Source organism: Pseudomonas sp. QC2 (genome assembly GCF_002859085.1).
GTDB classification, from domain to species: domain Bacteria; phylum Pseudomonadota; class Gammaproteobacteria; order Pseudomonadales; family Pseudomonadaceae; genus Aquipseudomonas; species Aquipseudomonas petroselini.
Genome location: NZ_PKKS01000024.1, coordinates 229,506 through 244,660 on the forward strand (window position 1 = coordinate 229,506; position 15,155 = coordinate 244,660).

At 61.1% G+C, this 15,155-nt stretch carries 15 protein-coding genes; 3 read left to right on the top strand and 12 right to left on the bottom strand.

Annotation, left to right across the window (positions count from 1 at the left end):
* The first annotated feature begins 5 nt into the window (after window positions 1-5).
* The 3 genes from creB to creD are packed head-to-tail and all read left to right on the top strand — an operon-like array spanning window position 6 to window position 3,538.
* Window positions 6-674, top strand: a complete 669-nt coding sequence (gene creB / locus QCBJ_RS26140; protein ID WP_015886234.1) for a two-component system response regulator CreB — start codon at window positions 6-8, stop codon at window positions 672-674.
* The gene (gene creC / locus QCBJ_RS26145; protein ID WP_046034985.1) at window positions 674-2,113 is read left to right on the top strand and encodes a two-component system sensor histidine kinase CreC; all 1,440 of its coding nucleotides are present in this window, start codon (window positions 674-676) and stop codon (window positions 2,111-2,113) included. The genes creB and creC overlap by 1 nt, the downstream gene beginning before the upstream one ends.
* A 51-nt stretch (window positions 2,114-2,164) precedes the next feature.
* On the top strand, window positions 2,165-3,538 hold the full coding sequence (gene creD / locus QCBJ_RS26150) for a cell envelope integrity protein CreD (protein ID WP_015886232.1): 1,374 nt from the start codon (window positions 2,165-2,167) through the stop codon (window positions 3,536-3,538).
* A gap of 254 nt (window positions 3,539-3,792) precedes the next feature.
* Here the strand turns inward: creD and QCBJ_RS26155 are convergent, their stop codons facing one another.
* The 12 genes from QCBJ_RS26155 to QCBJ_RS26205 all read right to left on the bottom strand — a co-directional run bounded on the left by QCBJ_RS26155 (window position 3,793) and on the right by QCBJ_RS26205 (window position 14,963).
* Entirely contained in the window at window positions 3,793-4,422 is a 630-nt protein-coding gene (locus QCBJ_RS26155) for a glutathione S-transferase family protein (protein WP_102061893.1), read from the bottom strand.
* Window positions 4,423-4,536: 114 nt separating this feature from the next.
* Window positions 4,537-5,154, bottom strand: coding sequence for a transcriptional regulator (locus QCBJ_RS26160; RefSeq protein WP_046034986.1), 618 nt, complete (start codon window positions 5,152-5,154; stop codon window positions 4,537-4,539).
* 92 nt (window positions 5,155-5,246) lie between these two features.
* The gene (locus tag QCBJ_RS26165) at window positions 5,247-6,035 is read right to left on the bottom strand and encodes an amino acid ABC transporter ATP-binding protein (RefSeq protein ID WP_046034987.1); all 789 of its coding nucleotides are present in this window, start codon (window positions 6,033-6,035) and stop codon (window positions 5,247-5,249) included.
* A gap of 39 nt (window positions 6,036-6,074) precedes the next feature.
* On the bottom strand, window positions 6,075-6,785 hold the full coding sequence (locus tag QCBJ_RS26170; RefSeq protein WP_093542465.1) for an ABC transporter permease: 711 nt from the start codon (window positions 6,783-6,785) through the stop codon (window positions 6,075-6,077).
* Entirely contained in the window at window positions 6,782-7,501 is a 720-nt protein-coding gene (locus QCBJ_RS26175) for an ABC transporter permease (protein ID WP_102061894.1), read from the bottom strand. Before QCBJ_RS26175 ends, QCBJ_RS26170 begins: the two co-directional genes overlap by 4 nt.
* A gap of 109 nt (window positions 7,502-7,610) precedes the next feature.
* A complete protein-coding gene (locus QCBJ_RS26180) occupies window positions 7,611-8,372 on the bottom strand; it encodes a transporter substrate-binding domain-containing protein (protein ID WP_102061895.1) in 762 nt (253 codons plus the stop codon).
* A 49-nt stretch (window positions 8,373-8,421) separates the two neighbouring features.
* On the bottom strand, window positions 8,422-9,411 hold the full coding sequence (locus tag QCBJ_RS26185; RefSeq protein WP_102061896.1) for an ornithine cyclodeaminase: 990 nt from the start codon (window positions 9,409-9,411) through the stop codon (window positions 8,422-8,424).
* A gap of 133 nt (window positions 9,412-9,544) precedes the next feature.
* Entirely contained in the window at window positions 9,545-9,721 is a 177-nt protein-coding gene (locus QCBJ_RS30240; RefSeq protein WP_015886224.1) for a hypothetical protein, read from the bottom strand.
* On the bottom strand, window positions 9,718-10,821 hold the full coding sequence (locus QCBJ_RS26190; protein ID WP_102061897.1) for a PepSY domain-containing protein: 1,104 nt from the start codon (window positions 10,819-10,821) through the stop codon (window positions 9,718-9,720). Before QCBJ_RS26190 ends, QCBJ_RS30240 begins: the two co-directional genes overlap by 4 nt.
* A 62-nt stretch (window positions 10,822-10,883) precedes the next feature.
* A complete protein-coding gene (locus tag QCBJ_RS26195; RefSeq protein ID WP_102061898.1) occupies window positions 10,884-13,322 on the bottom strand; it encodes a TonB-dependent siderophore receptor in 2,439 nt (812 codons plus the stop codon).
* 157 nt (window positions 13,323-13,479) lie between these two features.
* On the bottom strand, window positions 13,480-14,448 hold the full coding sequence (locus tag QCBJ_RS26200; RefSeq protein ID WP_102061899.1) for a FecR domain-containing protein: 969 nt from the start codon (window positions 14,446-14,448) through the stop codon (window positions 13,480-13,482).
* Complete coding sequence (locus QCBJ_RS26205) at window positions 14,445-14,963, bottom strand: RNA polymerase sigma factor (protein ID WP_015886220.1); 519 nt, start codon at window positions 14,961-14,963, stop codon at window positions 14,445-14,447. Before QCBJ_RS26205 ends, QCBJ_RS26200 begins: the two co-directional genes overlap by 4 nt.
* Window positions 14,964-15,155 lie beyond the last annotated feature (192 nt).

The following is a 15,155-nucleotide window of genomic DNA, read 5'->3' on the forward strand; positions in this document are numbered from 1 at the left end:
CCACCATGCCGCATATCCTGATTGTCGAAGACGAAGCGGCGATAGCCGACACACTGATATTCGCCCTGCAAGGCGAGGGCTTCACCACCACCTGGCTGAGCCTCGGCCAGGAGGCGCTGGCCTATCAGCGCCAGACGCCGGCCGACCTGGTCATCCTCGACATCGGCCTGCCGGACATCACCGGGTTTGAAACCTGCAAGCAACTGCGCCGGTTCAGCGAAGTGCCGGTGATGTTCCTCAGTGCCCGGGATGGCGAGATCGACCGGGTGGTGGGGCTGGAGATCGGCGCCGACGATTATGTGGTCAAGCCGTTCAGCCCACGGGAAGTGACGGCGCGTGTCAGGGCGATCCTTAAACGGATCGGCCCAAGTGCTGCGCCTGCGGTGTTCCAGGTTGATCTGGAGCGCATGCAGATCAGTTATCGCAGCCAGCCTTTGAGCCTCACACGCCATGAATTCCGCTTGCTGCAAAGCCTGCTGGAACAGCCCGAGCGCGTCTTCAGCCGCGAGCAACTTCTGGATGCGGTCGGTGTGGCGGCCGATGCGGGCTACGAACGCAATATCGACAGCCACATCAAAAGCCTGCGCAGCAAGTTGCGCAGCGTGGCCGCCGATGCCGAGCCGATACAGACCCATCGCGGCCTCGGCTACAGCTACAGCCCGAGCAACAGCTGATGCGCCTGGGGCTACGGATTTTCCTGGTGTATGCCCTGTTTATCGGCCTGACCGGCTATTTTGTGCTCAGCACCGTGATGAAGGAAATTCGCCCCGGTGTGCGCCAATCCACCGAAGAAACCCTGGTGGACACTGCCAACCTGCTGGCCGAGATCCTGCGCGATGACGTGAAGAACGGCACCCTCGGCCAAAGCCACTGGCCGGAACTGCTCAAGGCCTATGGCAATCGCCAGCCGGGCGCGACCATCTGGGGGCTGCCGAAGAACCAGGTCAACCACCGTATCTACGTGACCGACGCCAAGGGCACCGTGCTGCTCGACTCCTCGGGTGAAGCGGTGGGGCAGGACTATTCCAAGTGGAACGACGTGTACCTGACCCTGCGCGGCGAATACGGCGCCCGTTCCACCCGCAGCGAACTGGATGACCCTACCTCGTCGGTGATGCACGTCGGTGCGCCGATTCGTGACAACGGCCAGATCATCGGCGTGGTCACCGTGGCCAAGCCCAATAGCTCGTTGCAGCCCTATGTCGACCGCACCGAGCGTCGCCTGCTGTGGTATGGCGCCGGCCTGGTGATTCTGGGCCTGCTGCTGGGTGCACTGTTGTCGTGGTGGCTGAGCGTTGCGCTACGTCGGTTGACGGCTTACGCCGAGGCGGTCAGCGAGGGCCGGCGCGCGGAGTTGCCGCATTACCGTGGCGGTGAGCTCAAGCAGCTCTCCACCGCCGTGGAACACATGCGCACGCAGTTGGAGGGCAAAGCCTACGTCGAACACTACGTACACACCCTGACCCACGAATTGAAGAGCCCATTGGCCGCGATACGCGGTGCGGCCGAGCTGTTGCAGGGCGATATGACCCGCGAACAACAGCAGCGCTTCGTCGGCAATATCGACAGCGAAAGCGCGCGCCTGCAGCAGTTGATCGAACGCTTGCTGAACCTGGCGCAGGTCGAGCAACGCCAGGGCCTGGAAGCGCAGGCCAGCATCCCGTTGGCGGCCATGGTCGATGAGGTGCTCAACGCCCAATGTGCGCGAATTGAAGGTGCTGGGCTGCAAGTCGAACAAGCGATTGCGGCGGATGTGAAGGTCTATGGCGAACCCTTCTTATTGCGTCAGGCACTGGGCAACTTGCTGGAGAACGCGCTGGACTTCACACCGCCCGGCGGCCTGTTGAGGTTCGGCGCACAGACACGACACAACGACGTGCAGGTGAGCCTGTTCAACCAGGCCGCGCCGATTCCCGACTACGCCCTGCCACGCCTGAGCGAGCGCTTCTACTCACTGCCACGCCCGGCCAGCGGGCGCAAAAGCACCGGCCTGGGCCTCAACTTTGTCGAGGAAGTGATGAAGCTGCACGGCGGCGCGCTGCAGATCGGCAATGTCGAAGGCGGCGTGCAGGTGGTACTGCATCTCCACACAGTCTCCACATTGCCCACATAAATCCCCCACACAGGCTGCCCAGACTCTCCCCATCAAAACAGGGAGAGACCCATGAACCGCAGCCTGCTTTTCAAACTTGGCGCGATTGCGCTGCTGATCCTGCTGTTGCTGATTCCATTGCTGATGATCAACGGCATCATCAGTGACCGCCAGCAACTGCGCGATGGCGTCCTGATGGACATTGCCCGCAGCTCCAGCTACGCCCAGCGCCTCACCGGCCCGGTGATGGTGGTGCCGTATCGCAAGACCGTGCGCGAGTGGAAGCTCAATGAAAAACTCAACAAACGCTACGAAGTCACCCGTGAAGAGCGCGGTCGTCTGTATTTCCTGCCGGACCGTTTTGAGCTTGACGGTAAAGTGCAAACCGAGCTGCGCGCACGGGGCATCTACCAGGCGCGGCTGTTCCATGCCGACAACCGCATCAGCGGGCGTTTCGAGTTGCCTGCGCAGTTGGGCATCACTGAAGACTATGCCGATTACCGCTTTGACCCGGCGTTTCTGGCGGTGGGTATCAGCGATATTCGTGGCATCGAAAACGCGCTGAAGCTGGAACTGGGCAGCCAGCGCCTGGAGTTCGAACCGGGCTCCCAGGTGGATTGGCTGGGTGAGGGCGTGCACGTGGCGCTGCCGGAGCAGGACAGCAAAAAGCCCTATGTGGTGGACTTTGCCTTTGACCTGCGCCTGCAAGGCACCGAACAACTGCAAGTGGTGCCGGTGGGTAAGACCAGCCAGGTGTCACTCGCCTCGAACTGGCCGCACCCCAGCTTCATCGGCAACTTTCTCCCGGCACAACGCGAGGTGACCGACAACGGCTTTACCGCCAACTGGCAGACCTCATTCTTCTCCACCAACCTCGAACAAGCCCTGCAAACCTGCCTGGACAAGCAAGGCTGTGAGGACTTCAACAACCGCAGCTTCGGCGTGAACTTCATCGACCCGGTGGATCAGTACCTCAAGAGCGACCGCGCGATCAAATACGCGCTGCTGTTCATCGCATTGACGTTTGCCGGTTTCTTCCTGTTCGAAGTGCTCAAAAGCCTGGCGGTGCACCCGATCCAATACGCCTTGGTGGGTGTTGCGCTGGCGTTTTTCTACCTGCTGCTGTTGTCGTTGTCCGAGCACATAGGCTTCGCTCTGGCCTACCTGATCTCGGCGAGCGCCTGTGTGGTGTTGATTGGCTTCTACGTATGCCACGTACTGCGCAGTGTGACCCATGGCCTGGGCTTTTCGGCCGGGCTGGCGGCGTTGTATGGCTTGCTGTACGGGCTGCTGAGTGCCGAGGATTACGCGTTGCTGATGGGCTCGCTGCTGCTGTTCGGCCTGCTGGGCACGGTGATGGTGCTGACGCGCAAACTGGACTGGTATGGCGTGGGCAAGCGCAAGGTGACCGCCCCATTGGAGTTTGACCTGGAGGCAGTGCAATGATCGGATTGCGGGAGGATCAGCAGATGAAGGCGCAGTTGGTGGCCAGGATAAATCAGCTATTTCCTGATCTACGCGGACCCCGTGTAGTGAGCGGGCTTGCCCCGCGCTGGGCTGCGCAGCAGCCCCAAAACCAGCCGCTGAGGCGTGCCTGATACACCCTGGGTTGCTTGATTAGGGCTGCTGCGCAGCCCAGCGCGGGGCAAGCCCGCTCACTACAGAAAGACTGTCGGCCCGGCGCGGGGGGAGTCTTGAGGTCACACGGGCGGTTGCGTCTCCAACATCGACGGCCGCTGGCTGACCTCGGCGTACCACGCGGCAAGCTGCGGGGTATCCGACCGCCATTGCATATCAGGGTGACGGAAATCGAGGTAACCCAAGGCGCAGGCCACGCTGATGGCGGCGATGTCGAAGTGGCTGGTCAGTTCGGCAATCGCATCAGCCTCTAACTCGGCCAGGGTGCGACGGATCTTGTTGCGCTGCTCGTCGAGCCACGGCGCCCAATGCTTCTCCACCGGGCGCAGGGCGCTTTCGTAACGCACCAGCACGGCGGCATCCATGATGCCATCGGCCATCGAGGCCAGGGTCAGGCGGCGCCAGCGGGCCGAGCCGTCACGAGGGATCAGCGGGTTGCCGACGTGCTGGTGGTCGAAGTAATCGAGGATCACCCGGCTGTCGTGCAGCACCGTGCCGTCGGCCAGGCGCAGCGCTGGGATCTTGCCCACGGGGTTGTCTTGTACCAGCTGCGCATCCGGGTTGACCGGGGTCGGCATGCAGCCGTGAAGGGCGACGCGGTCCTGCTGGCCGGTTTCGATCAACAGCACGCGGACTTTGCGCACAAACGGCGAAGCGGGGTTGTGGAACAAGGTCAGGCTGGGAGTGGACATGGGCATTCCTCGGAAAGAGCAGTGGGGTAACCGACGGCGTCCTCAGCCGCGCCGGGTTTATCGGCGGAGCACGCCAGGGCACCCAGTTTAATCAGTGCCCAATGAGGCCGGTGGTTAGTTTTTTTCTGGCGGGATTGCTCTCAAGTAGTTGTAAACCGTGGCCCGGGAAATATCGAAGTACTCGCCGAAATAATCGACGAAGTTGCGAATGTCCAGCAGGCCATTGGCTCTGGCTTGGGCCAGGGCGTACATGATCTCGGTGCGACCAAAGTCACTTCGCCGCACGCAGTGTTCGACGGATATGGCCTCGACGATGTCGTTGAGCTTTTCCCGCCAATCCGCGCTGAACAACGGCGCGGGTCGCGCTTGAGGTTGCAGGCCCACGGCGAAGCCGCTGAGTAGCTTTTGCACCTGGGATAACGCCGTCATATCGAAGTTCAGACACAGCAGGGCGACGATGTCGCCCTCTTCGGAGCGGGCCGCGATAGAGATTGAGCGCAGCGTGCGGTTATTGGGGCCGGCCTTTTCATACGGACCGATGACATCCAGACCCTGGTCCAGCTCCGGCAGATTGCAAATCAGCGAGGCATCCCCGACTTTGCGCTTGGAGAAACCATTCGCGATGTGCACGATCAATCCGCTGCGGATATCGTGAACCACCGCTTCCAGGTCGGGAAAAAGCAAGGCAGCGATGCCGTCTGCCGCTGCATTCATGAACGCGATATTGGCCATGGGGAAATAAAGCACTTGAATGTGAAGGGACTGATTGTACGGAGTCGACCCTGCCTTTGACAGGTTGTCCGGTCTTGGCGATACCTGCGCGCTCAGCGGTGGATCTGCGCCAGGAAGGCTTGAGCCCGGTCGCTCTTGGGCTCGGTAAAAAACTGCTCTGGGGGCAGGTCTTCCACAATGCGTCCCGCGTCGAGGAACAGCACCCGTTCGGCGACCTGGCGAGCGAAGCCCATTTCGTGGGTGACGCACAGCATGGTCATGCCGGTGTCGGCCAATTTGACGATGACGTCCAGCACTTCGTTGACCATTTCCGGGTCGAGTGCCGAGGTGGGTTCGTCGAACAGCATGATTTTCGGCTCCATGCACAGTGCCCGGGCGATCGCCACCCGCTGTTGCTGGCCGCCTGAAAGTTGGCTGGGGTACTTGTTAGCCTGGCTTTCGATACCGACCTTGCTCAGATAATGCCGTGCGTGTTCTTCGGCGCGCCTGCGTGACAGGCCGCGTACCGATATCGGGGCCAGGGTGCAGTTTTGCAGGACCGTCATGTGGGGGAACAGGTTGAAGTTCTGGAACACCATGCCAATCTCGCGCAACGCTTTATGCCTGGCCGGCGAAGGTTTCCCGAGGTCGGTATCCAGCGCTCGGATGACCCCGCTCTCGGCAATTTCAAGGCGGCTGATGCAGCGAATCAAGGTCGACTTTCCCGAGCCGGAAGGGCCGCACAGAACGATGCGCTCACCTTGGCTGACGTTAAGGTCGATGGCGTGAAGGACCTGGAAGTTGCCATACCATTTGTTCAATCCACTGATTTGCACCACGGACTTTCGCGTGGGCGGGGCAGAAAGGGAACGACCGTCTGATGCGGTGATGTACGAATTCATGACTAGCCCTCTGGACCGCAGTGTGGGGGGGAGACCGGATTACCCGATGTGCTTGCTCAGTGACCGTTCCAGTCGTTTGAGCGCGCGTCTGACGACTTCGACGATGACCAGGTACAGCACCGCCGCCCAGAGGTAGATCTGGAAATCGAAGGTGCGTGAGAAGGCCAGTTTGGTAACGCCCATCAGGTCATAAATAGTGACCAGCGAGGCGATGGAACTGGCCTTGATCATCAGGACCAGTTCGTTACCCAGCGGCCCGATGGCGACCAGCAGCGATTGCGGCAGGATGACTTTTCTCAAGGTGGTCCAGCGAGACAGGCCCAGGGTTTGCGAGGCTTCGCGCTGGCCCGGTGCGATGGCGGTCAGGGCACCGCGCATGATCTCGGCTTGATAGGCCGCCGTGTTCAGCGTGAAGGCCAGCAGGGTGCAGAGCCAGGCATCCCGGAAGAACCACCAGAGACCGACCTCTTGCCAGAAGCCTTTGAAAGACCCCAGGCCGTAATACAGCATGAACAGCTGGACCAGCAGCGGCGAACCGCGAAAGAAGTACACATAGACGCCAGTGAAGCCGCGCACCCAGCGATAGGTCGACAAGCGGCCCAAGGCAATCAGTAGACCCAGTAATGCCCCGAGGCTGAAAGAAATCGCCACCAGTTTGCCGGTTACCAGCAAGCCGTCGATAAAGCGCGGGGCGTAACGTTCAAGCAACGCCACGTTGAGCAGCGTGCTCCACAGATTCTCGATGTTCATGGCTTGGCACTCTGTTGGTGGCGGCTGAAACAGCGTTCGAGCACATGGAACACGCGGCCGGACAGCGCCGAGAAAAACAGATAGCCCAAGCAGGCCACGGTGTAGAACAGCATGGGTTCTTTGGTCACGCTGACCGCCAGGCTGGTCTGGCGCATCAGGTCGACCAGGGAGATAGTCGAAACCAGCGAGGTGTCCTTGAGCAGTGACAACCAGTTGTTCGACAGGCCGGGCAAGGCGATGCGTGTCAGTTGTGGCAGGACCACCCTGCGAAAGGTCGTGCCCTTGGACAAGCCCAGCATGTCGGCCGCCTCCAGCTGACCCTTGGGCAGTGTCTTGAGGGCGCTTAACCAGATCTCGCTGGAAAACGCGGCAAACACCAGGCTGAAGGCAATCATGGCCGCGACGAAGGTGTTGATGGTTACCTCGCCCTGGTAACCCATGGCGGCGAATAGCTTTTGTGCGGCGATCTGGCAGCCGTAATAAATGATCAGCAGGGTCAGTAGTTCGGGCAGTCCACGGAATACCGTGGAAAATGCCGTGGCTCCAGTCCGCAACCAGCGCCGTCTGGACCGCGCCGCCAGCGCCACTGCCAGGCCCAGCGGCAAACCGAGCGGCACGCAGGCGAGGGCCAGGGCGATCGTGACCAACGCACCTGCGAGCAGCGCCGAGCCCCAGCCATCGCTGGCAAAAGATAACAATGACAGTTGTTCGAGCATGCCAGAACCCTCTCGCGAAATTTGACCTGCACGGGCGCGCGGTGCTCAAGATCAGCACGGCGCTGCAGTACCGGAGGAGCGTCCCGGGCCAGTGCCCGGGCCCCGAAGGTCAATAGATATCGAAGGCGAAGTAGCGGCTGGCGATCTTTTTGTAAGTGCCATCGGCGACGATTTCGTCCAGCGCCCGGTTCAGCCGCTCGCGCAACGCGACGTCTTCCTGGCGTACCGCAATGGCCGCATCGGTGTTGGTGCCGTCAATGTCCCCGAGGATCTTGCAGCAGTCTTTACCGGCACTTTCTACCCATGCCAGCAGTGGGTATTTGTCTGCGATGACGCCGTCCAGGCGCCCGGCCGCCAGGTTGCTGGCGGCTTCGTCCTGGGAGGGGTAGAGCTTCACCGTGGCGCCGGCCGCGCCATAGCGTTCTTCGGCGTAGATGGCTTGTGTCGAATAAGACTGGGCGCCCACCGTCAGGCCTTTAAAGTCGGTCTGGGCATCGCGGATGCCTGAGTCGTTGGCCACGGCGACCGACAACGGTGTGCGGTAATAGCGGTTAGTGAAGGAGATTTTCTTTTTGCGCTCTTCGGTGACATTCATCGAGGCCACGATGGCATCGTATTTTTTCGCCAGCAGCGCGGGAATCATGCCCTCCCAGTCCTGAGTGACAAAGGTGCACGTGACCTTCATTCGCTCACACAGGGCGTTGGCAATGTCGATATCGAAGCCGTGCAGTGTGTTGGTGGAGTCCACGTAATTGAACGGTGGATAAGCCCCTTCGCTGGCAATGCGCAGTGTTTCAGCGTGTGCCGCACCCGTGACGGTGCAGAGCAGCCAGAGGGATGCTGTGGAAATCGTACTAAGCGGCTTTTTCATTTGAATACCTACCTTATTGTTATTGTTTATTCAGGTGTTGATTCGGTACCTAGGAGGGGGTGACGTTGTCCGCATCGCCAGGCGCCAAGGCCCGGACCAACCCGACAGCCAGGGTGGCGATGGCAATGTCCTGGGCTGCAAGGCCGGTCAGGTCAGCGACGGTCACGTCGTCAGCGTTGATGCGCCCTGGGAGGTTGCCTGCCAACACGTGCCCCAGGGAGATGTCGGCAGTGTTGGTGACCAGCCCGGCGCGAAGGGCATGCCCCAGTTCACCGCGCTCCGCGCATTGGCGGTGGTCGTCGGTCATGATGACCTGGGCCATCGCCAGAATGTGCGGGTCAAGTTCCTGTTTGCCCTGGCTGTCCGCGCCCAGGGCGACGATGTGGGTGCCAGGTTTTACGACGGACACCGGAACAATTGCCTGGGTTGACGGCGTGCAGGTGATGACGACATTGCAGTACTCGAACACCTCCTCAACCGTGGCCAGCGCGTGAACCGACAAACCGTGATGCCCCAGTTTCTCTGCCAGCCGGGCGGCTTTGGCCGGGTCCCGCCCCCAGATAAACACCCGGTCGGTCCCGAGGAGGTGTGCGGCCCAGTGGGCCTGGTGTTCGGTCTGATGCCCGGTGCCGAGAATACCCAGCGCGGTGACCTGTGGCGGAGCGCCGGCCTTCGCCGCCAATGCCCCGGCGGCGGCTGTCCGCCAACTGGTCAACCAGCCTTCATCGTTGAGGATGGCGATGATCTTGCCGGTGTGTGAGCTGAAGACCAGCATCAACCCGTTATTGGTGTCCAACCCCTTGGACGGGTTCTCATAGAACCCCATGGCCAGTTTGACGACGAAGGTTTCCCCGCCCCGCAAATAGCCGAGCCTGATATGACAGTCCCCAGGAGGTTCCTGGAACAGCAGCTCGCCGGACTTGGCACTGATGACGTTGTTTTGGGCATGTTGCATACAGGCATCGCGCACCACGCGCAGCATGTCGTCGCGCTTCAGCACAGTGCGCAGGTCGGCAAGGTCATAGATGGGAAGCGTCATTACGTATTGCCCCGCAAACTGTCGGCACAGGATGTGTGACCTGGGGCAGAGATTAAGCGTATTTAGATGCTTTGTATAAGTTGTTATTAATGTCTAATTATTGCCGGGAAGCGATCTATTGATTGCCCCCGACTCAACGGTGCAGCACCCCCCAGAGCGCAATGACTGCCGGAACCCCCAGCCCCAGCCAACTCAGCGAATCCCACAGCCCATCCCCCAATAACGCCGCGAACAACCCTGCCGCCGTAAGCAGGCCTATCCCCAGCGGGAAGGCAAACACCTTCCAGAAGTTCGACTGGCGCGGCTTCATGGCTTGCCCGCCTTGCGCCGGACAACCCACAGGTAGACGCCGCTGCCCAGCACGACAATGGTCAGCACATCCAGCACCGCCCAGAGGACCTTCATCGGCATGCCGCCGTAGTCACCGAAATGCAGCGGCTGGGACATGCCCATGGCGTCCATGTACCAGGGCCGTTCGGCAATGGCGGTGACGGCCAGAGTGCTGGCGTCGATCAGCACCGGTGTGAGCAGGTGCGAGGTCAGGTGGGTGCTGCCCTTCATGAACACGGCGTAATGGTGCTCACTGGAAAAGCGCGTGCCGGGGAAGGCGATGAAGTCCGGCTCCATGCCGGGCGCGGCTCTGGCGGCGATGTTCAGCAGCTCGGTGGCCGGTGCGCGCTGGGTCAGTGGCGGGGCGTTTTTATAGGGCTCGATCATTGCGCTTAGACTGTCCTGGCGCCAGGCGGCGATGATCAGGTCGGCGCAGGCGCTGATCACGCCGGTCACACCCACCACCAGCGCCCACGTCAGGGTGACCACGCCGATCAGGTTATGCAGGTCGAGCCAGCGCAGACGGGTGGATTTGCCCTGGCGCACGGTGGCGAACTTCAAGCGACGCATGAACGGCAGGTAAAGCACCGTGCCCGAGATGATCGCCACGACAAACAGCACCCCCATGAACGCCAGCAACCACTTGCCCGGCAGACCGGCGAACATATCCACATGCAGGCGCAGCAGGAACAAGGTGAAGCCGCCGTTGGCCGCCGGGGTTTCCAGCGCGTCGCCGGTGCGGGCATCCAGCATGAAGGTGTGCGACGAGTTGGGCTCAGTGCCTGCGGTGGCCGCCATGATCGCGATCACGCCGTTCTTGTCATCTTCGTCCCAGGCCAGGTACTGCATGGCTTCGCCGGGCCGATGCGCCTGCGCCTTGGCCACCAGCTGTTCCAGGTTGAGCTGCGGCGTGTCGGCAGGCATCTGCGCCAGTTCCGGCTCGTTGCCCAGCAGGTGGTCGATCTCGTGGTGAAACACCAGCGGCAGGCCGGTGAGGGCGAGCAGCAGCAGGAATACCGTGCAAATCAGGCTGGTCCAGGTGTGGATGAAGGACCAGCGGCGGATGGTTTTGCTTTTCATCACGGCTCCAAAGGCAAAAGGGCCGCGGTTCAGGCGGCCCTTCGTTGGCGGTTTTTACCGTCTTAGAATTTGTAGTTCACGCTGGCGACCACGTTACGCTGGTCGCCGTAGTAGCAATAGAAACCATCACAGGTGGACAGGTAGTCCTTGTTGAAGATGTTCTTGGCGTCGACGGCCACGGTCACACCCGTCATGGTGCTGTTCAAGCGGCCAAGGTCGTAGTGCACCGAGGCATCGTACACGGTGTATGAGCCTACGTGGCCCAAGTCGGTATTGGCGGCGTTGCCGTAGGTGTCGCCGACGTAGCGCACGCCTGCACCGACACCAAAACCATCCAGCGTCCCGCTGCGCCACGTGTAGTCAGCCCAGCCTGTCGCCTGGTTACGCGGCAACTGGTTCAGGCGATTGCCTTTTTCAGCCGCAGTACCTTGAATGATTTCGCTGTCGTTGTAGGTGTAGGAACCGACCAGCTTTAGGCTTTCGGTGACGTCAGCGCTGGCTTCCAGTTCCAGGCCACGTACCCGCACTTCACCCACTTGGCGAGTGATACTCCCCTCGGTGACTGAGGTGTTTTGCTGGGTCAGGTCGAACACAGCGGCGGTGAATAGCGCCTTGGTGCCTGGAGGCTGGTACTTGATACCGGCTTCGTATTGTTTGCCTTCGGTGGGTTTGAATGCGCCGGTGCTGCCCACTTGAGTGCCTGAGCCGGCTTGGAACGATTCGGCGTAGGACAGATACGGAGTGATACCGTTGTCGAAGACATAACTCAGTGCCGCGTTGCCGCTGAAATGTTTGTCACGCTGGGTGTTGGTGGCGTCATTGAGGTTATGGAAAGTGGTGCCGGTATGTACCCAGTCTTCACGGCCACCGAGGGTCAAGCGCCAGTTGTCGAGGGCCATCTGGTCCTGGACGTACAGGCCAGTTTGTTGGGTCTTTTGGGTGTAATCGTACATGGTGAAGTATTGGACGTTGGAGAAGTCCTGGCCGTACACCGGACGATTGAAGTTGATGGTGGGGACCCCCGCAGAACCCCACAGCCAACGCGCATCGCTGGTGGAACGTTGATGGTCGAGGCCCAGCAACAGCGTGTGGCTGACAGCGCCGGTCTGGAAGTCGGCCTGGAAGTTGTTATCGACGGCGAACTGGCCGATGTTTTCGTCAACCTTGCCGGCAGAGCGACTCACGTTACCGTTGGCGTCCACTGCGACTTCAGGGCCATTCGGAAAGAAAGCACCGCCCGCGGTAATACCCTGGAACGACAGGTCGTTCTTGGTATAACGCAGGTTCTGGTGGAACTGCCACGTGTCGTTCAAGCGGGTTTCAAAGGCGTAGCCAAGCGCATAGTAGGTGCGGTCATAAAACTCCCAGTCAGGATCACCCAAGTTCTTGTGGTGGGAAATCTTGCCCGCTGGGGAGCTCAGTTTGGTGCCTTGCAGCGGCAGGAACTGCCCGGTGATACCTGTGTCGTCGCGGGTGAACTGAGTGAGTAGCGTGAACTTAGTGTCGTCGTTGATGTTCCACGTCAGGCTCGGAGCGATGTTGTAGCGCTTGTCCGGGATGTGATCCACGGCGGTGTTGCTGTCGCGCACCACGCCACTGACGCGATAGAGGAACTGACCCTCGTCGTCGATCTTGCCGGTAATGTCGAAGTTGATCTGTTTGTGGTTGTTGCTGCCGGCCTGCACTTCGATCTCATTCGAGCTTTCGGCCTGAGGGCGACGGCTGACCATGTCCAGCAAACCGCCTGGCGGGGTTTGCCCGTAAACCGACGAGGCCGGGCCGCGTAGGACAGCGATGCGTTCCAAGTTCCAGGTGTCGATTTTCGGCGTGGCGTAGTTACCTTTGGGCAATGGCAGGCCGTCGAGGAATTGAGTCGGCACAAAACCACGTACCAACAGCCAGTCACTACGGGAGTCGGAGCCGTAGCCGGAACTCTGCACACCAGCGGTGTAGCGCAAAGCGTCATTAAGGTTGAGTACGGAGCGGTCTTCCATTTGTTTGCGAGTGATCACGGTGACCGAACGGGGTAGTTCGGCAATCGGCGTATCAGTTTTGGTGCCGGCGGCGGTGCGCGTTGCAACATAACCGTCTACCGGGCCCCATGCGCTTTCATAGCTGCCCTGGCCGGTGATGTTTGTCTCGGGCAGGGCTACAACCCCCTCCGGAACCGGTACCAACGTATAAGTCCCCGCACTGCTTTGCTCCAACTGCAAACCCGTCCCACGCAACGCCTCACGCAGTGCTCCCGGCGCATCGAACTGGCCCTGGACCGGCGCCGAGGTCTTGCCCGACGCCAGCGCCGGGCTGAGGGTCAGCGCGAGGCCGCCCTGGCTGGCGATCTGGTTCAGGGTGCTGGCCAGTGGCGCCGCCGGCAGGTTGTAGGCGCGCACGCTGGACGCCTGTTCGGCGGCGACCAGCACGGTGCTGGCCAGCGGGGCGCTGAGGGCAATGGCCACGGCTAACAGGCTGGGGCGCAACAAGGTGTCTAGCGTGCGGGACATACGGCGGCTCCTGAATGGAAATATTTCTCAATTGCCTAGGTGCCGAACGAGAAGTGAAAAGTGATAGGGGGGGATGGAAATATTTTTTGTCTGGGGTATTTGAGGGGGGGGGGCAGGGCCTCTTCGCGAGCAAGCGATAGCCAAGGCACCGCCAAACCTAAGGTTTACGGGTAACCGTCACCCACCACGGTGTGTGCTGCTCGATCTGCACCGGCAGCGTCGGCAGCAGCGCGTTGAGCGCCAAGGTGGTGTCGTGCAGCGGGAAGCTGCCGGTGATGCGCAGGTCGGCCACGTTTTTATCCACGCCCAGGTAACCGGTGCGGTAGCGGCTCAGCTCCTCGACCACATCGCCCAGGCGAGCGTTGTCCACCACCAGCATGCCGCGTGTCCAGGCGTCGGTGGCCGGGGTGACGGCAAGCGTAGGGCCGAGACCGTCGCTGCGCATCAGCACTTGCTGGCCTTCCTTGAAAATCTGTTCCCGGTGCAGGGCTTCGGGCTGAGCGGCCACCGCCGACTGCAGCACGCTCAAGCGCGTGGCGTCGTCTTCGCGCTTGACGATAAACCTCGTGCCCAGTGCCCGCAGGCTGCCGTCGCGAGTTTGCACATAGAACGGGCGTGCGTCGTGGTGGCCGGTCTCGACCAGGATTTCGCCTTCCTGCAACACGATCAGTCGGCGTTTTTCATCAAAACGCACGTCGATAGCGCTGTGGGTATTGAGGTTGATCAGCGTACCGTCCGCCAGTTTCAGCGTGCGCTGCTCGCCGGTGGCGGTACGTTGGTCAGCCAGCCAATAGTGGACCGGCACATAACGCTCACCGGCAAACAACGCCAGGCCAATTACCACGGCGATACTCGCCAGACCACTGCCCAACTTGCGCACACGTTGGCGAATGCCCTCACGCGATTGCAACAACGCCGCCCGCGCCGGGCCCGAGGCCGCACTGAAACGCTGGTCGAGCATGCCCAACTGCCGCCAGGCGCGGGCGTGCTCTTCATCGCTGGCCAGCCATTTGTCGAATTCTTCGCGCTCCACCACGCTGCCGTCGCCCGAATCGAGGGACAGTTGCCAGGCAATCGCCGCATCCAGCACACGGGCCGAGACCGGCTTGGAACTGATCACGGTCACTGCGGCTCGCCATACAGCGCGATGTAGCACTGGCGAATGCCCTGAGCCAGGTATTGGCGCACGCGCGGTACTGACACGCCGAGGCGTTGGGCGATGTCTGCGTGGCCCATGCCGTCGAGGCGGTTGTAGAGAAAGGCTGCGCGGGCCTTGCTCGACAATTTGCCGAGCAGGCGGTCGATGGCCTTGAGGTCTTCGAGGATCAGTTGCTGGGCTTCCGGCGAAGGGTGTTCGCTTTCCGGGATCAGCATCAGTTCGGTGAGGTAGGCCTGTTCCAGGGCGGCGCGACGGAAATAATCGAACAGCAGGCCCTTGGCGATCGCGATCAGAAACGCGCGGGGCTCGCGGGGTTCGCGTAACTCGTCACGGCCAAGCAGGCGCATGAAGGTGTCCTGGCTCAGGTCCTCGGCGCGACTAGGACAGGCCACATTGCGTCGCAGCCACGCCAACAGCCAGCCACGATGGTCGCGATACAACGCGCCAACAAGCTCACTGTGTGGGTTCTGGATTGACGACAAGGCAGCACCTGGCAAACGCGATGTTTAAACTAACGAGAATTATTCGCGATTGTGTCAGAGCCGTGGGGTGGGCGCAATTGGCGTCTGTCGGTTTGAAGGGGGATGCTTTTGTGGTGAGCGGGCTTGCCCCGCGCTGGGCTGCGTAGCGGCCCCAAAACCTGATTTAACGGTTTGCCGGGCAGAACGCGGTGT